Below are 19,536 nucleotides of genomic sequence, written 5' to 3'. Positions count from 1 at the left end.
CTATATCCACCTATTTCTATTTAAATCGATTTATGATATACATAACAAAAGATAATACAATACTTAACACAATACATGTAATGATCGGAAAATAAAAGGTAACGTTTCCTTTTTTCACAAAAATATCGCCTGGAAGCCTTCCGATGAACTTCCAAGCTACTCCAACGACAATGAGAAGAATACCAGCTGTAATAAGCAGCTTTGGCATATCCGTCATACCCCTGGCATATCCATTCCGAAATGTTCATAAGCGAGTGGCGTTACAATTCGTCCTCTTGGCGTTCGTTGTAAAAACCCAATTTGTAGTAAATATGGTTCATACACATCTTCAATCGTCGTAGACTCTTCCCCAATTGTCGCTGAGACCGTTTCTAATCCCACTGGACCACCACGGAACTTTTCAATAATACCAAGCAATAATTTATGATCGATATGATCAAGCCCTAGTTTATCGACTTGCAATAGTTCTAATGCCATTTGTGTAATTTCCATCGCAATCGTTCCATCGCTTCGAACTTGTGCAAAGTCACGAACACGTCTTAGTAATCGGTTTGCGATACGCGGCGTACCTCGTGCACGCCTTGCAATTTCTAAAGCAGCTAATGAGTCAATTTCAACTTCAAACACTTCTGCTGTACGCTCTACAATCGCTGATAGTTGATCTACTGTATAATACTCTAACCGTGATAACACACCAAAGCGGTCACGAAGCGGTGCTGATAATGCACCAGCGCGCGTTGTTGCGCCAACCAGCGTAAACGGCGGTAAATCAAGCCTTACTGAACGTGCTGATGGGCCTTTCCCAATCACAATATCAAGACAAAAGTCCTCCATTGCTGGGTATAGTACCTCTTCAATTGACCTATGCAAACGATGAATTTCATCAATAAATAATACATCACCAGGTTGAAGCGCCGTTAATACTGCCGCTAAATCTCCTGGGCGTTCAATTGCTGGACCTGACGTCGTTCGAATATTAACGCCCATTTCATTGGCAATAATATTCGCAAGCGTCGTTTTCCCAAGTCCTGGTGGCCCGTATAATAGTACGTGATCCAATGTTTCCTCACGCATTTTCGCTGCTTCAATAAACACTTCTAAATTATGTTTCGCCTTATCTTGGCCAATATATTGACGGAGCGTCTGTGGCCGTAACGAATATTCTAAGTCCGCATCTTCATATGCCGATTCTCCTGAGAGAAGACGTTCGTCCATTCTACTCACCTCTTACCATTTAGTAAAAGACTAAGTGCCTTTTTAATATACTGATCCGTCGTAAGTGATTCTTTTAATAACTCCGGTACAACACGAGAAACTTCTCGTTCTGCATAGCCAAGTGCACGAAGTGCCTCAAGCGCTTCATCAAGCTCAGCTGATGAACCCTTCTTCTCGTCGAAACGTTCTACATCTGAGAATAAATCAACAAACGCATCTGGTACAACATCAGCTAATTTTCCTTTTAAGTCTAAAATCATTTGACGTGCAGTTTTCTTTCCGACTCCCGGGAATTTCACTAAGAATTTTTCATCCTCATGTTCAATTGCTTGCACGACCTGCCCCGTTTGACCAGAAGCTAAAATAGCAAGTGCACCTTTTGGTCCGATTCCTGATACACCTAAAAGTTTTGTAAATAACAAACGCTCTTCACGTGTCTTAAATCCATAGAGCGCCATAATATCTTCTCTCACATAATGATATGTATATACACGAATTTCTTGCTTACTTCTTTGAAATACATATGGATTTGGCGTGAAAATTTGATAGCCGATTCCATTATGATCAAGAACGACATATTCTGGCCCTACATATTCCACATAGCCTGTAACATATTCAAACAAAATACGATCTCTCCCTCTCAAATCATGTATTCCATTTTAACATATTTAATGATAGAAAAGCGAGACTACCCCAACAAATGTTCTCTATTTAGCTTTTTCATTTTTTTCATATTGACAGAACAACATAAAGCAAATTAATATTACAAAGACGATAATGATTATCAATATTAATTAAAGGGGTTACATAAAGGTGAAACGCAATCTATCTATTCTATTTACTCTCATTCTTGTTATTTTTACCATTGTTGGTTGCTCTTCTAAACAAGAAGAAGCACAGCCAAAAGAACAACCGAAAACAAAAGTTGTAAAACATGCAAAAGGTGAAGCTAAAATTCCGACAAACCCAAAAAGAATTGTCGACTTATCTGGATCATCTGAAGAACTATTACTTCTTGGTCATAAACCTGTTGGTACAGCTAACACGTATAAAGATAAAATCCAAGATCATTTGCAAGAAAAGCTGAAAGATGTAAAAGCAGTTGGTTGGTACTGGGCACCTAAAGTTGATTTAGAAGCGGTTACTGCTTTAAAACCAGACTTAATTATTTTAAACAACCGTCAATTGAAAATTTATGATCAATTAGCAAAAGTTGCTCCAACAGTTGTTCTAGAAACAAACTTAGAAAACTGGCGCGACAAATTTAAGGAAGTAGGCAAGCTATTTGACGAAGAGAAAAAAGCAGATAAATGGATTGCAGACTACGATAAAAAAGCAGATTCCTTATCTAAAAAAATTAAAGAGAAAACAAAAGATGAAAACTTTATGTTCCTTGCTGTAACACCGCAAAACTTCCGTGTATATGGTAGCTTCGGATATGGTGATATTCTCTTTAATGACTTAAAACTACCTGCAACGAAAGGAACAGATTTAAAACAGACGATGGCACAAGTATCATTAGAAGGCCTTGTTGCATTCCAGCCTGATCAAATGTTTATCGTAAACTTTGGTGGCGAAGCAGATAAAGTGTTCGATGACTACAAAAATAGTGCTGTTTGGAAAGATAACAAAGCTGTAAAAAATAATCATGTTTACGAAGTAAGCAATGAAGTCTTTAACACAAAAGCATTCAACCCTATCGGCAAAGATATGCTAATTGATGAAATTGCAAAACAAATTTTAGATAAAAACAAATAAGAAAACCAGCAGCTCACATCAGCTGCTGGTTTTCTTATTTTGCACTGCATACTGCTTCATTTTCTCAATCGTCTTCACAAAACGCTCTTTTGACTTGATACGAATACCACGTTTTAGCTTTGCACGATCATAACTTTCTAGCTTTTTCATATCAATTTGGAAGAATGAGTGAATCGCATTATCACTTTTTGGTACACCGTTAAAAATTTGCAGTATCCCCTCATTGGAAACACCAAAATACCCACTCGTTTTAAGTAGTGGTGAAATATCATCCACCTTTTTTTGCAGTACAATTTGCGTATCATCACGATCGACAAGCTGCCATTCTTTATACTGCTGAAGAAAATGTTCTAAATTTGCTACTTTTTCAGTGAAAATTTCCTCACTTACCTCTCCATCTACATACATACGCTCTAATAGAATCGTAACTTGAGGTTCTTTTTGCGTAACCTCTAATGCAGAAGCCGCAGCTATCACACTTGATTCATGATATAAACAAAACATAGCGATTACAACTTGAACTGCAACCATCATGAATTTCATTTCCGCTCACCTCTTCTAAGCAAAATAAAACTTCCGTTTGTAGTTTTTCCGGAAATAGAAGTTTTATCCATAGTAACAGCGGTGGTTATTTTTAATGAAAATAAAAAATGCAGGTAAGGTGTAATCCCTACCTACATGAGTCATTTACTTTTATATAATAAGAAAGACGCCTGCACATAGCAGGCGTCTTGATGCGTTTACGGCGAGAGACCAGGCGGCCACATCCGCGTGTTTAGCACTTAAGCATATCTCTCGTCTTACGTAAATTAGCTCATCGCTTTGCTAATATAACATTAATGTAAAAAGAACGCAAGCTAAACATAGAAAAATTTTATTAACTTTTTATAACAGTATTTATTCCTATAACCATTAAAGTAAAATATAAATTGATTATTGCAACATATATGTTACAATAAATGTAGATACAATGAAAAATCTGGTAAACAGGAGTGAGTATATTGAAAAGAATAAAAGATGAACGTTTAATCCTTCAAAATTTAAAGAACGTTCGAATTGCCTTTCTCTTTCAATCAATTGGTATAATGGGCATCTTAGGGTATATTGGCTTCAATGAAGGTATAGATCAAATTACAAAATCTCCACTATGGTTATTATTCATACTAACAAGTATACTTCTAGCCTATTTACAAATGGGAATCTCTATTGATGCAGAAGAAAATGAAAAAGAAATGAAACTAACGCTTTATTACAAACTTGTTTTACGCTCTGCTATCGTAGGAATCATTTTTGCTATTATTTATGTTATTTTCAGCCCTGAAAGACCGCTATGGGAAGGCATTCTTATGGGAAGTATTCTCTTCTTATGCTTTTTAGCTTCTTATTCTGTTGGTTACTTTATTAAAAAAAAACGTATGCAGGATATTGATGAATGACTTTCTGCATCGCTATTTTAATATTTATGAAAGTGAAAAGGGAAAGGCCGTAAACCTTTCCCTTTTTTTGTTATCGCACTGTACCAGTAAGACCAGCACGAACGTCTCGGAATAAATCTGATATGTCACGATTTAAATTGTTTGTAACTGTTCCGCTGCGCAGACGCGTATTCATCGCATCTACACGTTCAAACATATCATTTTTTACTGTTACATATACATTTCGGTTTTTCACTTCATTCGCAACTGCTTGACGGATTTCATTTGCCATTGCCTTTTCATCTGTCACTGGATTGCGTGGTTTCACTGCAATAACTACATCATTTCCACGCACAACTGTAGAAACACGATCCACATTATTCATACCCTTAACACGATTTGTAATTCTTTCTGCAGTTTTACCATCATTATTAATGTATGAATTATTCATTGTAACGTTACGAGTTGGATATGGATTTGCCATTTGACCGTGGTAATTTACATCACGGTAGTAGTTATATCCAACATCATTACGACGATCATATACATTATCTGTAACTCTATTTCCATTTCGATATGTTACATAATCTGTATATCGATCTGTACGTGCTACATTATTTCTGTATGGTTGTGTATCATAATAAGATGTACGTTCATAATTGTAGTTCGCATTGCGCCCATCCATCGCACTTTTATTCTTAGGTGTACCACATGCAGCTAATGCACTGGTAACTAACAAAGAAGCGGCAATAATTTTAATTTTTTTACTCAATATAAAAACCCCCCTTGTTAGGTTGAACTTCTCTCTCGAAAAGCTCCTTCTTATAGTGAGTAACAAAGGAGATTTTTACACTTGTTAATATTTCACTAGGAATTTTCTAACACGACCTCTTTATTGTTAACGCAACTCTCTCTACTCCTCATCTTCTGCAAGTGGTTCTCCAAAAATCTCTGGTGGATCTTGCTGATAATTCATCGCACCTGGCTGCGGTGCATATGCGACTTGAGCTGTTGGATAATATGGAGAATTAGGATAATATGGCCCACCTGGCTGTGGACTATATAAATTTCTTTCCTCACCACATCCACAATCTTCTTCTGCTGGCATCATTTGTGGAACATTATTACCAGCTTGCGGTTGGTATGGCATTGAAGTATGTTGCACTGGCATTTGGTGCGGCATTATTGGCATACCTTGTGTATGTGGCATTTGATAATACGGATTTTGCTGTTGTTGATATGGCATTTGATAATATGGATACTGTTGTGGCATCATTTGCGATTGATATGGCATCGGTATTTGCTGCGGCATCATTGGCGGTGGTTGATTATTATCCATCATTGGCATGATATTCGGCATTTGGTTACTATCCATCATTGGCATGATATTCGGCATTTGGTTACTATCCATCATTGGCATGATATTCGGCATTTGGTTACTATCCATCATCGGCATGATATTCGGCATTTGGTTACTATCCATCATTGGCATGATATTCGGCATTTGATTATTATCCATCATTGGCATGATATTCGGCATTTGGTTACTATCCATCATTGGCATGATATTCGGCATTTGGTTACTATCCATCATTGGCATGATATTCGGCATTTGATTATTATCCATCATCGGCATGATATTCGGCATTTGATTATTATCCATCATCGGCATGATATTCGGCATTTGGTTACTATCCATCATTGGCATGATATTCGGCATTTGATTATTATCCATCATCGGCATGATATTCGGCATTTGATTATTATCCATCATCGGCATGATATTCGGCATTTGGTTATTATCCATCATTGGCATGATATTCGGCATTTGGTTATTATCCATCATCGGCATGATATTCGGCATTTGGTTACTATCCATCATTGGCATGATATTCGGCATTTGATTATTATCCATCATCGGCATGATATTCGGCATTTGGTTACTATCCATCATTGGCATGATATTCGGCATTTGGTTATTATCCATCATTGGCATGATATTCGGTGGTGTTACTTGTGGAATAATAAGACTTTCTTTTGTCACATCCGGTGCAACTATATTACCCACATTTTCCTTCTTCGTCTGTGGTGACACTATATTGCCCACATTTTCTTTTTGCACTTGTGGCCAAACAACATTACTGACGTTTTCTTTTTTCGTTTGCGGCGCAACTATATTACTTACATTTTCTTTTTTTATTTGCGGCGCAACTATATTACTTACATTTTCTTTTTTCGTTTGTGGTGACACTATATTGTTCGGTTTCATCTTATTAATAATTTGCGGGGCAATTAACTCGCTTCCTTTTTTTATTACATCTGAAATTTTATAGTCTTTTGCAGGCTTAATCGGTGGTTGTGGTGGCTGTGGTAATATATTCACTGAAAACTTTGTGCTTTCTTTTCCCACAGGTTTCTCTACCTTTTCTACAACTGGTGGCTTTTCAATTACAGCTGGTTTTTCAACGACAGGCGGCTTTTGAATAGGTACTTCTTTTTGAATAGGTATTTCTTTCTGAATCGGTTTTTCTTTTTGGATTGGTACTTCTTTCTGAATCGGCTTTTCTTTTTGAATGGGCATTTCTTTTTGCGGCTTCATTTGCATTTCTTTTTGCGTTTGCTGCATAGCCGGTTGCTGCGTAATCGGCGCAGATTGATATGGTGCTTCTTCTTCATCTTCTATTCCAAGCGGCGTAGGTGTCGCTGCAAATTCTTTTTGTTGTACCTCTTTTACATATTCTTTTGGAGGAGCTGAACCAGCACCCATATTTTTTTTCACATGCACACTGCTAGATGGCACTTTTATTTTCATACCTGGCATAATCAGATCGGGATTAGTAAGCTGCGTATTCGCCTTTTTTAACGTTTCAAAATCTACTCCGTACTTTTTCGCAATTTTCCAAAGGGTATCCCCTTTTTGCACGATATGAATTTTCAAATTTTCCCCCTCCTGTATTACTTATCTATAAGCCAAAATAATGTAAAGTGAAACTGTCCTCTATAATTTAACACTCTTGCTCTTACCATTTAGTCATACACAATATTGCACGAATATGAAAAAATACAATGATTCCCTCAACACAATGTATGACTGCAATTAGCTAATTATGTTTAATAAAAAAGCGACGGAAATCCGTCGCTTTTACACACGCTCTAACATACGATTTAAGGCAAGAACTGCTTCTTTTGTCACCTGCTTATCTACTTGAATAACATTGACTTCTTCTCCACGCTCTATCGTTTCTAACACCCACAATAAATGTGGTAAATCAATACGATTCATCGTTAAACAAGGACACATAAAAGGGTTTAATGAAATAATTTCTTTATCCGGGTGTTGATGAATAATCCGGTTTACTAAGTTCATCTCTGTACCAATTGCCCATTTGCTTCCAGATGGTGCTTGTTCGATCATATCAATAATATACTTTGTTGACCCTGCATAGTCAGAAGCTGTTACCACTTCATAACAGCATTCTGGATGAACAATAATATTCATATCAGGATGATTTTTTCGTACGCTTTCAATATTTTTCACAGTAAAATTTTGATGAACCGAACAATGACCTTTCCATAAAATCACCTTCACATCTTCTATATTCCCATCATATTCTAATGAATCTGTATGCGGATCCCAAACCGCCATTTTATCTAATGAAATACCTAGGTCATACGCTGTATTTCTTCCTAAATGTTGATCTGGTAAAAAAACAAGACGCTCTTTTTGCGTAAATGCCCAAGATACCATTTTTTTTGCATTTGAAGATGTTACTGTCGCCCCGCCATTTCGTCCACAAAATGCCTTAATAGCTGCCGTAGAATTGACATATGTTAATGGAATCATCGTATCCCCAAATAACTGCGTAAGTTCGTTCCAAGCTCGTTCTGTTTGTTCGATATCTGCCATATCCGCCATGGAACAGCCAGCACGCATATCTGGTAAAATAACGACCTGTTCATCGGCCGTTAACATATCTGCTGTTTCAGCCATAAAATGCACACCGCAAAAGACAATATATTTCGCTGCTTTATTGCTAGCCGCTACTTGCGCAAGTTGCAATGAATCTCCCGCAGCATCTGAAAATTGAACAACTTCATCCTTTTGATAATGATGCCCTGGAATAAATAATGCTTCCCCTAATTTTTCTTTAATTTCACGAACGCGCTCTTCCATTTCTTGTACTGACATCGTTTGATAACGCTCTGGTAACATCGTTTCAATTAGCTGAACTTTCTCTAAAATACTCATTTGTAATCTCCCCCTCTAACCCTCTCACCTTAAACTTCAATATTAAAGCTAATATCTAACGCCTTTACAGAATGTGTTAATAATCCAAGTGAAATGTAATCTACCCCTGTTCCACCATAGTTCGATAAATTTTCAATTGTAATGCCGCCGGATGCTTCTGTCACAATTGTACTTGGAACAATTTTAGAAAACTCACGAACTTCTTCTGGTGTACGGTTATCAAACATAATAATATCCGCTCCTGCGGCAATCGCTTCGCGCACTTGTTCTTCTGTCTCCGTTTCCACTTCAACTTTCACCATATGCCCAAGCTTTTCTTTCACAGATGTAACAGCTTTTGTAATAGACCCTACAAAAGCAATATGGTTATCTTTAATCATGACACCATCGTATAATCCGAAGCGATGGTTATATCCGCCTCCGCAAACAACCGCATATTTATCAAACATGCGAAGCCCTGGCATCGTTTTTCTCGTATCACAAATACGTGTATGATCACTTTCTAGCGCCAGAACAGCTTTGCGCGTCATCGTTGCTATACCACTCATGCGTTGAATAATATTTAAAATTACACGCTCCGCTGTTAATAAAGATGCAATTGGTCCTTCGACACTTGCTAAAATCTCACCTTTTTCTACGAAATCTCCGTCTTTTTTATAAAGTGTAATTTGAATGCCGTCATCTAATAATCGAAATCCTTGTTCAATTACTGCTGTCCCTACGAATACCCCCGTTTCTTTCGCAAGGAACGTTCCCTTTGCCCTTAAATTATCAGGAAAAATAAGCTGAGATGTTACATCTTTTTCTCCAATATCTTCCAGAATAAATCTTTCTAATGCTTTTCTTACCTTTAACGCGTTCATACAATCCCTCTTCCCCTCATTACACAAGTTGTAAATTTCTATTAGCAAGAATAATTTTTTTCGTTACTTGATTTCGTCTTGGATAATCACCACGATAATGACCACCTATGCTCTCTTTTCTTTGCAGTGCCGCTTCTGTAATGAGCTGACAAACTGTTAGCATATTTATAATTGTTATATCTTCATTTGTAAAAGCTTCATATTGCATTCGAACACTTTGTATACGATAATGTTCAAACCATTGCTTCGCATATAATAAACTCTTTTCTGTTCGTACAATTCCTACGTACGTCATCATATGTTTTTGTATTTCTTTTTTCGTAGGTAACTGAGGAACTTTTGATATTCCATGTATTTCTTCGCTATTATTTATCTTTTCTTGTACCGGATGAGCTAAAATATGTGTTCCCATTCGTTTTCCAAACACAAGCCCTTCTAACAATGAGTTGCTCGCTAATCGGTTTGCACCATGCACACCGTTACAAGCTACTTCACCTATAGCATATAAATGCGGAATAGATGTTTCTCCATCACAATTCGTTTTAATGCCACCCATATGAAAATGAGCACCAGGAACAACTGGAATTCTATTTTTTTTTACATCTATACCATTCTTTTTGCATAATGCCGATACAGTAGGAAAACGTTCTTCAAAGTTTTGAATAGAAGAAATATCCAAGTATACACTTTCACCTGCAAGAAGCTGTTCATGAATCGCACGTGCCACTACGTCACGCGGTGCAAGATCATGTTGCGGATGTACATCCAGCATAAAACGCTGTCCTTTTTCATTTAACAGAACAGCTCCTTCACCCCGTACCGCTTCTGAAACAAGTCCACAGCAACGTCCGCCTACATATAGCATCGTTGGATGAAATTGCACAAATTCTAAATCAACAAGTTCGCCACCAGCTCTGTATACCATCGCGAGTCCGTCACCTGTAATCGTCTCGTCGTTAGACGTAAATGCATACACCCCTCCAACACCGCCTGTAGCTAATACAATATGTTCAGCATAGTAACGATGTATATTTCCTTCACTATCACGGGTCAAAACGCCCTTACATGTATCATTTTCTATAATTAAATCGAGCACCATTTCTCGCTCCACTACTGTAACGTACGGAGCGACTTCCTGAACCAAATGCTCTAATAAAATTCGTCCTGTTGCATCTCCACCAGCATGTAAAATACGTCGTTTTCGATGCGCACCTTCTTTTCCAAGATGGGGTCTGTTTTCATCTCCATCAAATTCCATCCCATTTGCAATGAGCTTACGAATCTCTTTCGGCCCTTCTTCCACTAAATATCGAACTGCTTCTTCATTGTTATAGCCACAGCCGGCCGCTATTGTATCTTCGTAATGATCATTCGCATTGTCATATGTAGCTACAGCTGCTGCAATTCCGCCCTGCGCTAAATGCGTATTGTTATTGCGGCCTGTTTTCTTTGTGATAATCATCACATTCTTTTCGTGACAAATCTCTTTCGCAACACTAAGTGCTGCAACACCACTTCCGATAATTAAGACATCTGCACTTGGCATGATCATTGCCTCCTAGTTTACACTTTTCAACTGTCTTGACACCTATATTTACATAGTTTTAAAATAATGACAAGAGTTTTTTAGAAAGTAATATTTTCACCAAGGAGTTTAACGAAATTCTCATACTATATAAATCCATTTTATTTTTTCGACATATAAATCGCTGCTATGAAGGAGAAAAGGGGACTTACACTCATTTTCTCTCTCTGTTTTTACTTGGGGCAGGAAGAGGATCTGACCGCTTCTACGCATGGCCGGATGCTCTCTCCCACCTAAAAAGAAAGGGTTTATGTCGGTTTTTTAATTTGAATTTATATACTTTAAAATAAAAAAACGAATGTAACTCTACTATAGAGAGGACTATACATTATGATATATCTTGACTATGCAGCTACAACACCAATGAGCAAAGAAGCGATTGACACATATACGAAAGCAGCACAGCAATACTTCGGTAATGAACAAAGTTTACACGATATCGGAGGGACAGCTTCTTCTTTACTACAAGTTTGCAGGGGAGCATTTGCACAAATGATTAGAGGAAAAGAACAAGGCGTATTTTTCACAAGCGGTGGTTCTGAATCTAATTATCTTGCAATCCAGTCGCTCTTAAATGCAAAAAGCGGCAAGCACATACTTACAACACCGATGGAGCACGCATCGATTCGCAGCTACTTTCAGTCATTAACAAAGCAAGGATATACAATCACGGAAATTCCTGTGGATTCATGCGGGCTTATTAACCTTAAGGCTTTAGAAGCAGCAATTACAGACGATACAGTTTTAGCAAGTATTCAGCACGGTAATTCTGAAATTGGAACCGTTCAACCTATCTCAGAAATTGGAGCACTACTAAAAAAACACCATATTTTATTTCATACAGATTGTGTACAAACATTTGGTAAACTCCCAATTGATGTCACAACGATGCAAATTGATAGCCTTTCTGTTTCCGCACATAAAATTTACGGACCAAAGGGTGTCGGAGCTTGCTATATAAACCCAAAAGTTCGCTGGGAACCAGTCTTCCCAGGGACATCTCACGAAAAAGGATTTCGCCCTGGTACAGTTAACGCTCCCGGTATCGCTTCGTTTCTGACAGCAGCAGAGCATATATTGGACGATCGTGAAGAAGAACGCGCTCGTTTTGAGCAATTACGATCCTATTTTACAGAACAATTACAAGCAATTCCCCTTGAAATTCAAGTAGAAGGACATTCTACTTCTTGTTTACCTCATATTATTGGGGTTACAATAAAGGGAATAGAAGGTCAGTACACGATGTTAGAATGCAATCGCCATGGCATTGCCATTTCAACAGGAAGCGCATGTCAAGTCGGCAAACAAGAACCTTCAAAAACAATGCTTGCAATTGGAAAAACGTATGAAGAGGCAAAACAGTATGTCCGCTTTTCATTTGGACGTCATACAACGGAAGAACATATTGATACAACCATTCATGCACTATGCACAATTGGAAATCAATTTTATAGAGGTGTTAAATTATAATGAAACAAAATGACCAGAAAAAGATTTTAGGAGAAGAAAGAAGACAGTTCATCTTACAATGGCTCCTTGCTGCTAACGAACCGTTATCCGGGAGTGAATTATCTAAGAAAACAAATGTCAGCAGGCAAGTCATCGTACAAGATATTTCCTTACTAAAAGCGCGAAACGAACCAATTATCGCAACTGCACAAGGATATTTATATTTAAAACCACAAGCAAAGAAAAATACATTTGAACGTGTTATCGTCTGCCAGCATAAACCAGATGAAGTACGCCAAGAATTAACATTGCTAGTCGACCACGGTGTTACAATTAAAGATGTAAAAGTAGAACATCCTGTATACGGCGACATAACAGCTTCTATTATGGTGAGCAATCGTTTTGATGTTGAACAATATTTGCAAAAAATTGAAGATACAAATGCTTCCTATCTATCTCAATTAACAGATGGCATCCACTTACATACAATTGAAGCAGATTCCACAGAAAAATTAAACGCTGCTTGTGATGCGCTAGATCGCGCTGGATTTCTTGTTTATTAAAATAAAAGCACAGAGAGTTTCATTCTTCTCTGTGCTTTTATTTATGAAATGATATAATATTGAAATCAATTGGTAAAGGAGAGATGATATGGGAATCAAACTCGTTCACTTTAGCATTGGCAAACCAAAACAAATGCAATATGGAGAAAATAAAGAAATGACAACAGGCATCTGTAAAGAGCTTACAGAAGAAGCCTTTCTATCAAAAGACGGATTTCTTGGAGATGGTGTAGCTGACCTAAGGTTTCACGGCGGACCTGATCGCGCTGTTTGTATCTATCCGTATGAACATTACGCGCTATGGGAACAAGAATTTCAAACAACACTCCCACCCTCTGCATTTGGCGAAAATATTACCGTAACAAATATGTTAGAACATGATATTTTCATCGGCGATACATATCAATTAGGTGAGGCTGTCATTCAAATTACACAAGGCCGGATACCGTGTAGTACCATCTCAAAAAGAGTTGGCATCCCCGGTATTTTACCGCGCATTGTAGAAACCGGTTATACCGGCTATTTATGCCGTGTTCTTCAAGAAGGCGTTGTTCGCAAAGACTCACAAATGAAACTACTAGAGCGCCATCCAAATCAAGTTTCTATTCTGTTTTCTAACGAAGTATATTTTCATAGACGGAAAGATACAGAGGCAATGGAGAAAATTATTGCTGTTCCAGAACTAGCAGAAGCTTGGCGCGAGCAATTAGTAGATCGCTTAGCAAAATTGAAATAAACCTCACTGCATATGCAATGAGGTTTATTTTTGTTTACAACCAATAAGACGAATAACTCCCCAGCACCGTCACAGAAAAACCAAGTGCCTCAAGCTCCATGGTTACTCCTGGCAACAACACATCATCATATGCCTTATCCACATCAATTAAGAAAAAGTAATTACCAAGTCCCGTTTTCATTGGACGAGATTCGATTTTCGATAAATTTAATTTTCTCCATGCGAAAGCTGATAATACTTGATAAAGTGCTCCTGCATAATCAGCAGGTAACGTTATCATAAGTGTCGTTTTCTCCCCGCGGTTCTCACCGTTTTTCGGTAGTAGTGCCCGCTGTTTTTTATGTAACACGAGGAAACGTGTATGGTTATTTTTATGCGTATGAATATTACGCTGCACAATTGCTAAATCATACTTCTCTGCTGCCGCTTCATTTGCAATTGCAGCGATCCGTTCTTCCGGATGTTCTTTCACATATTGCGCCGCTGCACTTGTGGAAGTCATATCCCGAACCGTTACACCTTTTAATTCTTCATTTAAAAACCTATGACATTGCGCAATCGCATGCGGATGAGAATGAACTGCATATACTTCTTTCCACACCTCTTCATAATCTGGATGCACAAGTAAATGTTGCTGAATAGGCACTGTAATTTCTCCTACAATGAAGAGCGGCTGCTCATGCACAAGATAATCAACAGTAATATTAACAGAACCTTCAATCGCATTCTCTAACGGTACAACTGCAAAGTCTACATTTCCATTTGCTGCAGCATCCATACAATCAGGAATCGTGCGATATGGCACATGCTCTGCCTCCGGAAAAAAACGACTCACCGCCATATTTGTAAATGTTGCTTCTGGTCCTAAATAGCCAACTCGAATCATCGTCTTTTCCCCTCTTTTTCGTTTTCTTACTGTTATACCATGAATATTTTTATTTTTCTATGTGAATTTTGAATATTTTAAAAAGACTAGCGTTTGCTAGTCTATATGTTTCATATATTCTTTTTGAGCGAAGAAGAAATAGATAGCTGTTGCTGCACAATATATACCGATGATCTTTATACTTGTAAATAACACATTCATTTCCATTAAATTACTCAATGCATAGAAAGCAAATATACTATGCACTATACCGACCACAATAGGAATAAAAAATAAACTCCCCATTTGCCGTCTAACAATCCGTTTTATTTCTCCTTTCTCCATCCCTATTTTCATTAAAGACTGATACTCTTTACGATCCTGCTCAATATCTGAAAACCATTTAAAATATGTCATACTGCAAGTTGCTAAGAAAAAGAGAATACTAATAAATGATCCGATAAATAATAACACTGCTCCCCCTTCCTTAAATTGGATATATATACTGATCTTATTTCTCATCGAAGAAGAATAATCTGGAGACACTTTTCCCCTCACTTCTAACGCGAATTTTTTTTGCTCCTGCCAATTTGGAATATTATAACCATAATATACATATTTTTCATGATTAGGAATGACACTTTCCCATTGTTTAAACTGTTCATCCCGTACAACTAATAATTGATTATGGTGCCCAGCGCCATCTCCATTAAAAACCATATCTGATTTAGATTCATGCAATTTAATTTGATATGGTACTCCTAACATTTGAAAATAGAATATTTCCTTGTTATACACATCCTGACCATCAAAAGCCATTGGGTTTATAAATGTGCCATAACCTTTTTTATTGTTTACCATGCTTTTTCCTTGCTTCTTTGCTTCTTTGTTATAATCCGTTTGTGAAATAACTGTAATCGGAAACAGACGTCCGTCATGTGTTGTAATAAACTTTCCTGGTAATCCGATAAACTGTACTTTCTCTACATTTTCATAACCATATTTTTCAAATAGTACTAAGAGCTCATCGGGAGAAATCACTTCATGAGATTCTATTCCTTTTTCTGTATAGGAAATTTCATGAGGAAATGAAAACATAGCGCTTTTGGGAAGGTCAGAAAAATATGCATATGCAGTTCCTGTTGCTGTAATAACTGTTGCTGTCAAAATAGAAATGGAAAATAAAAACTTCGCATGATCTTTCAATTTATGCTCAAGGCTGCGAAGCACAAATAGATTTGGATATGTATAATAGATATTCTTCTGTTTTTGAAGTCCTTTCAAAACAAATAAACTGCCTTGAGTAAATAAAAAATAAGTTCCTATAATTACAGTACTAAGGATTGGATAAAAGTAGAGAAATAACTCTCCTAGCGTTACTTTTACCGCAAAGGTATATCCACATAAAAGTAAAATAATCCCTAAACCAAATCGCCATTTCCCTACTTTAAAAACTCTACGTCCTTTCCTCTTATCCAATAATAAATCAACAATTTCTAACCTCCGCACATTCCACAAACCAAATAGTGCTAAAGAAAAAAACAGAATTGCATATACAACAACGGTAATCAAGAATGGTTTTATTTGAAAGATGAAATAAATCCTATTCTCTAAATCTAAGAGTACACTTAATGTCATTAAAAATAAATTTGAAAATAACATCCCAACCCCAATCCCAATACAAGTTGATACCAAGCCCACTACAGCCTGTTCTAAGAATAGTAGAATTGAGATTCTAGCATTTGTAGATCCCATTAATTTAAGCAATCCTAATTCTTTCTTTCTCGCATCAAGAAAAGTAGCATTAGAACCTAACATAAACAGTGCCGAGAACATAAGAATAAGATAACTACACCCTTGTAAACCTGATCGAATTCCAATGTGGACATTACTGTGTACAACTTCCGGATGATGAACAAAAGATGTATACATATAAAAAACTGCTACAGAAAAAGAGCTACTTAATACAAATGCTTTATAACTCCGCCAATTCCCCCTTATATTTTGTATCGCTAGCTGCCTGACATTCATCTGCATTCCCCCTGTAACCTGTTACACACGTAAAAAGCTAGAGGTTTCCCTAGCTTTTTACGTGTTTTAAATATCCTCTTTGTGCAATCATAAAGTAAATTGCCGAAGCTACAATATATGCTCCAATAACAATCGCACCTGATTTCCATAAATCTAAATAAAGCATTTTCCCTAATGTATGAAGAGCAAATCCGCTATGCAATGTACCAATGAGAATTGGAATAAAGAAAATGACTCCCATTTGGCGAATAGCAATTTTATGAATTTCTTTATCTGTCATACCGATTCTCTTTAATGACTTAAATTGAACACGATCTTGTTCTTTATCATTAAACCATTTAAAGTATGTCATGCTGCAAGCAAAGAAGAAAAATAGTACTGCTACAAAGAAACCGATGAACATTGTAATTGCCCCTTGTTCCTTTATTGCTTTATAAGTAAGAACTGAATTATGGAAATTCTGTTGTTGTTCTTGTGCAATTTCTTTTTTCAGGTCTACTACAAGATTCTCTGTTCCTTTCCAGTCTCCAATATAATATCCGTAATATTTTGTCTTTTCTTCATCTGATACAACCTTTGCATATTTCACAAAGTCTTGATCATTAACAATAAGGTACCCTTCATCGTTAAAAACAGATTGTGCAATTGGATCATTTAGCTTAATAGACTGTTTTTGTCCGTTCAGCGTGAACTCAAATGGTTTTGTACGATCTAACTTCACAAAGTCATTCATCATATCAATTAAAACCATCGTTGCGCTTCCTGGTTCATTATGAACTTCCTCTTTCTTTTGCTTACGTGCTTCTGCATTATATTCTTTTTCTGAGATAATACCTAACGGCATCTCATGATTGCCATTCAACCCCTCTATTTTCTGTGTTGCTGGAAGTTTTACATATGTTACTTTTCGTGCATCTTCAAACCCATGATTTTTCAATAACTCTTGCATTTTCTCTTCACTAATGATGTTATGTGTATTTACTCCCTTTTCCTCATATGAAATAGCATGCGGCGTACTAGCTACTGTTTTATAACTCATATCTTCAAAGAATACATACAGTGTACCAACCGCGGAAGAAACAACAGCTGTAATAATGGATATAACAAAGAGAAAACGAGCATTATCTTTCATTTTATAAATAAGATTACTAAGTACAAACATATTGGGATATGTATAAAAAGATTTTTTTCGTTTTTGTAACACCTTTAATACAACAGTGCTACCTTGCGTAAATAGTAAGTACGTTCCTCCAATTGTCAGTCCTACAATCGGTAAAAATAGCATAACGAAATTCATAAGCGTAACTTGGAAACAAAGTACATACGCGACAATAATACATAATATCCCGACTACACATAGCCATGTAAATGCGAAAGGCTCTACTTTTTGTTTTCTTGCTTCTCTTAATAAATCAATAATTTGCAAACGACCGACCGTCCAAAGACCGAATAATGATAGGATGAAAAAGAGAACGAAGTATACACTAGCTGTAATCAGAACTGCTTTTCCATTCCATACAAGTGGAAGTGTTTTATCTACACCAAGTAATACACTTAAAGCTTGAAAGAAGAGCTTTGAACAAAGCATACCAAGAGCGATCCCTACTACAATTGCGATTACACCTAAAATCATTTGCTCTAGTATAATCATACGACCAAGCTGCGCTTTTGTTCCACCTATTAATGTTAATAAACCAAACTCCTTTTTTCTCGCTCGTAAAAACGTTGAGTTAGCATATAAAATAAATAGTGCTGAAAAGATGACAATGATATAGTTCATTGATTCTAGCCCTTTTGTAACCATCGTCTTCATGCTAATGTTTCCGCTCACTACATCTGGATGATAAATGAAGGAAGCGTACATGAAAAATACTAAGATTGATAAACAACTACTAATAAGAAAAGCTTTATAATTACGCCAATTTCCTTTTACATTATTAAGCGCGAGCTGGCGAAAGTTCATGATATTCCCCCCCTAGCATCGCAAGTACATCTAAAATTTCTTGGAAAAAGGCTTGCTTTGTTTTTCCTTTATGAATTTCTGAGAAAATTTCTCCATCGCGTATAAAGAGAATACGTTCGCAATAACTAGCTGCTACTGGATCATGTGTTACCATGGCAATTGTTACTTTTTTCTGTTCATGTAAATCTTGCAGTGCGCCCATTAAAGATTTCGCAGACTTAGAATCTAAATTCCCAGTTGGCTCATCTGCTAAAATTAATGTCGGTTCATGAATAATTGCTCGTGCAGCTGCCGCACGTTGTTGTTGTCCACCCGATACTTCATATACTTTTTTATTTAAAATTCCTTCGATATTTAAAAACTTCGCAATTTCAAGTACTTTCGTATCAATTTCTTTTACAGGGCGCTTCGCCATAACTAATGGCAAAATAATATTTTCTTTAATCGATAACGTATCAAGTAAGTTAAAGTCTTGGAAGATGAACCCTAAATGTGTACGGCGAAATTCCGCTAGTTTTGTAGCACGCATTTGACTAATCTCTTCACCATTCACATAAACATGGCCTGAAGTTTGCTTATCAATTGTTGCTAATAAATTTAGAAGTGTTGTTTTCCCACTTCCTGAAGGACCCATAATACCTACAAATTCGCCTTCTTCAATTTTAAAATTTATATCGTGTAAAGCAGTCGTTGCCACTGATCCTTTTGATTGATACACCTTCGTTAAACCTTTTACTTCAAGAACACTCATTTCTAAATCCCCCTATGTGCTTTCTTCTTACATTTACTATAAGAAAAATAAGAAAAAGAAACGAGTGATTTTCCTTACAAAACCGTTTGTTAT

Annotated in this window: 17 protein-coding genes and 1 pseudogene; 5 read left to right on the top strand and 13 right to left on the bottom strand. The window is 36.8% G+C overall.

What is annotated here, in order from left to right:
- Positions 1-16: 16 nt before the first annotated feature.
- The 3 genes from MHH71_RS21450 to ruvA are packed head-to-tail and all read right to left on the bottom strand — an operon-like array spanning position 17 to position 1,838.
- Positions 17-217 carry a DUF2905 domain-containing protein gene (locus tag MHH71_RS21450; RefSeq protein WP_026008581.1) on the bottom strand — a complete coding sequence of 67 codons (201 nt, stop codon included), beginning with the start codon at positions 215-217 and terminating at the stop codon, positions 17-19.
- On the bottom strand, positions 214-1,215 hold the full coding sequence (ruvB, locus tag MHH71_RS21445) for a Holliday junction branch migration DNA helicase RuvB (RefSeq protein WP_003200439.1): 1,002 nt from the start codon (positions 1,213-1,215) through the stop codon (positions 214-216). The genes MHH71_RS21450 and ruvB overlap by 4 nt, the downstream gene beginning before the upstream one ends.
- A 5-nt stretch (positions 1,216-1,220) precedes the next feature.
- On the bottom strand, positions 1,221-1,838 hold the full coding sequence (gene ruvA, locus MHH71_RS21440; protein ID WP_016116459.1) for a Holliday junction DNA helicase RuvA: 618 nt from the start codon (positions 1,836-1,838) through the stop codon (positions 1,221-1,223).
- A gap of 190 nt (positions 1,839-2,028) precedes the next feature.
- On the opposite strand from ruvA, the gene MHH71_RS21435 reads away from it, so the two are divergent.
- Positions 2,029-2,973, top strand: coding sequence for an iron-hydroxamate ABC transporter substrate-binding protein (locus tag MHH71_RS21435; RefSeq protein WP_006096028.1), 945 nt, complete (start codon positions 2,029-2,031; stop codon positions 2,971-2,973).
- 18 nt (positions 2,974-2,991) lie between these two features.
- On the opposite strand, the gene MHH71_RS21430 is transcribed toward MHH71_RS21435, so the two are convergent.
- Positions 2,992-3,516: a BofC C-terminal domain-containing protein gene (locus MHH71_RS21430; RefSeq protein WP_018782982.1), complete on the bottom strand. Its 525-nt coding sequence runs from the start codon at positions 3,514-3,516 to the stop codon at positions 2,992-2,994.
- A gap of 458 nt (positions 3,517-3,974) precedes the next feature.
- On the opposite strand from MHH71_RS21430, the gene MHH71_RS21425 reads away from it, so the two are divergent.
- On the top strand, positions 3,975-4,409 hold the full coding sequence (locus MHH71_RS21425) for a branched-chain amino acid ABC transporter substrate-binding protein (RefSeq protein WP_033799112.1): 435 nt from the start codon (positions 3,975-3,977) through the stop codon (positions 4,407-4,409).
- A gap of 70 nt (positions 4,410-4,479) precedes the next feature.
- Here MHH71_RS21425 and MHH71_RS21420 read toward each other — a convergent pair whose 3' ends face one another.
- The 5 genes and pseudogenes from MHH71_RS21420 to nadB form a co-directional block, all read right to left on the bottom strand.
- Positions 4,480-5,160, bottom strand: a complete 681-nt coding sequence (locus MHH71_RS21420; protein WP_006096026.1) for a YhcN/YlaJ family sporulation lipoprotein — start codon at positions 5,158-5,160, stop codon at positions 4,480-4,482.
- Between the two features lie 1,997 nt (positions 5,161-7,157).
- Positions 7,158-7,326 (bottom strand): annotated as a pseudogene (gene safA / locus MHH71_RS30665) (SafA/ExsA family spore coat assembly protein); the annotation flags it as partial.
- Positions 7,327-7,530: 204 nt separating this feature from the next.
- Positions 7,531-8,637 (bottom strand): quinolinate synthase NadA, encoded by a 1,107-nt coding sequence (gene nadA, locus MHH71_RS21410; RefSeq protein ID WP_006096054.1) that lies wholly within the window; start codon positions 8,635-8,637, stop codon positions 7,531-7,533.
- Positions 8,638-8,666: 29 nt separating this feature from the next.
- A complete protein-coding gene (gene nadC, locus MHH71_RS21405) occupies positions 8,667-9,500 on the bottom strand; it encodes a carboxylating nicotinate-nucleotide diphosphorylase (RefSeq protein WP_006096055.1) in 834 nt (277 codons plus the stop codon).
- A gap of 19 nt (positions 9,501-9,519) precedes the next feature.
- Positions 9,520-11,046 carry an L-aspartate oxidase gene (nadB, locus tag MHH71_RS21400; protein WP_018781690.1) on the bottom strand — a complete coding sequence of 509 codons (1,527 nt, stop codon included), beginning with the start codon at positions 11,044-11,046 and terminating at the stop codon, positions 9,520-9,522.
- Positions 11,047-11,412: 366 nt separating this feature from the next.
- On the opposite strand from nadB, the gene MHH71_RS21395 reads away from it, so the two are divergent.
- From MHH71_RS21395 to MHH71_RS21385, 3 genes are all read left to right on the top strand, one after another.
- Positions 11,413-12,555 carry an IscS subfamily cysteine desulfurase gene (locus MHH71_RS21395; RefSeq protein WP_029427232.1) on the top strand — a complete coding sequence of 381 codons (1,143 nt, stop codon included), beginning with the start codon at positions 11,413-11,415 and terminating at the stop codon, positions 12,553-12,555.
- Positions 12,555-13,097, top strand: a complete 543-nt coding sequence (locus MHH71_RS21390) for a transcription repressor NadR (protein ID WP_003208602.1) — start codon at positions 12,555-12,557, stop codon at positions 13,095-13,097. The genes MHH71_RS21395 and MHH71_RS21390 overlap by 1 nt, the downstream gene beginning before the upstream one ends.
- Before the next feature lie 88 nt (positions 13,098-13,185).
- Positions 13,186-13,833, top strand: a complete 648-nt coding sequence (locus tag MHH71_RS21385) for an MOSC domain-containing protein (protein WP_006096058.1) — start codon at positions 13,186-13,188, stop codon at positions 13,831-13,833.
- A 34-nt stretch (positions 13,834-13,867) separates the two neighbouring features.
- On the opposite strand, the gene pheA is transcribed toward MHH71_RS21385, so the two are convergent.
- The 4 genes from pheA to MHH71_RS21365 form a co-directional block, all read right to left on the bottom strand.
- Entirely contained in the window at positions 13,868-14,719 is an 852-nt protein-coding gene (gene pheA, locus MHH71_RS21380; protein ID WP_003200865.1) for a prephenate dehydratase, read from the bottom strand.
- 96 nt (positions 14,720-14,815) lie between these two features.
- Positions 14,816-16,729, bottom strand: coding sequence for an ABC transporter permease (locus MHH71_RS21375; RefSeq protein ID WP_033799119.1), 1,914 nt, complete (start codon positions 16,727-16,729; stop codon positions 14,816-14,818).
- 49 nt (positions 16,730-16,778) lie between these two features.
- The gene (locus tag MHH71_RS21370; RefSeq protein WP_033799120.1) at positions 16,779-18,692 is read right to left on the bottom strand and encodes an ABC transporter permease; all 1,914 of its coding nucleotides are present in this window, start codon (positions 18,690-18,692) and stop codon (positions 16,779-16,781) included.
- Positions 18,667-19,443 (bottom strand): ABC transporter ATP-binding protein, encoded by a 777-nt coding sequence (locus MHH71_RS21365; RefSeq protein ID WP_006096061.1) that lies wholly within the window; start codon positions 19,441-19,443, stop codon positions 18,667-18,669. Before MHH71_RS21365 ends, MHH71_RS21370 begins: the two co-directional genes overlap by 26 nt.
- Between the last annotated feature and the right edge of the window lie 93 nt (positions 19,444-19,536).

Source organism: Bacillus sp. FSL H8-0534 (assembly GCF_038005885.1).
Lineage (GTDB): Bacteria > Bacillota > Bacilli > Bacillales > Bacillaceae_G > Bacillus_A > Bacillus_A pseudomycoides.
The sequence above is the reverse complement of the archived record's forward strand: the minus strand, read 5'-3'. Positions and strand labels throughout refer to the sequence as shown.

What these genes read in the sequence shown, in the direction of transcription:
- MHH71_RS21450 (WP_026008581.1), bottom strand. Translation starts at nt 217, where the DNA reads ATGACGGATATGCCAAAGCTGCTTATTACAGCTGGTATTCTTCTCATT.
- ruvB (WP_003200439.1), bottom strand. Translation starts at nt 1,215, where the DNA reads ATGGACGAACGTCTTCTCTCAGGAGAATCGGCATATGAAGATGCGGAC.
- MHH71_RS21430 (WP_018782982.1), bottom strand. Translation starts at nt 3,516, where the DNA reads ATGAAATTCATGATGGTTGCAGTTCAAGTTGTAATCGCTATGTTTTGT.
- nadA (WP_006096054.1), bottom strand. Translation starts at nt 8,637, where the DNA reads ATGAGTATTTTAGAGAAAGTTCAGCTAATTGAAACGATGTTACCAGAG.
- nadC (WP_006096055.1), bottom strand. Translation starts at nt 9,500, where the DNA reads ATGAACGCGTTAAAGGTAAGAAAAGCATTAGAAAGATTTATTCTGGAA.
- nadB (WP_018781690.1), bottom strand. Translation starts at nt 11,046, where the DNA reads ATGCCAAGTGCAGATGTCTTAATTATCGGAAGTGGTGTTGCAGCACTT.
- MHH71_RS21390 (WP_003208602.1), top strand. Translation starts at nt 12,555, where the DNA reads ATGAAACAAAATGACCAGAAAAAGATTTTAGGAGAAGAAAGAAGACAG.
- MHH71_RS21385 (WP_006096058.1), top strand. Translation starts at nt 13,186, where the DNA reads ATGGGAATCAAACTCGTTCACTTTAGCATTGGCAAACCAAAACAAATG.
- pheA (WP_003200865.1), bottom strand. Translation starts at nt 14,719, where the DNA reads ATGATTCGAGTTGGCTATTTAGGACCAGAAGCAACATTTACAAATATG.
- MHH71_RS21375 (WP_033799119.1), bottom strand. Translation starts at nt 16,729, where the DNA reads ATGAATGTCAGGCAGCTAGCGATACAAAATATAAGGGGGAATTGGCGG.
- MHH71_RS21370 (WP_033799120.1), bottom strand. Translation starts at nt 18,692, where the DNA reads ATGAACTTTCGCCAGCTCGCGCTTAATAATGTAAAAGGAAATTGGCGT.
- MHH71_RS21365 (WP_006096061.1), bottom strand. Translation starts at nt 19,443, where the DNA reads ATGAGTGTTCTTGAAGTAAAAGGTTTAACGAAGGTGTATCAATCAAAA.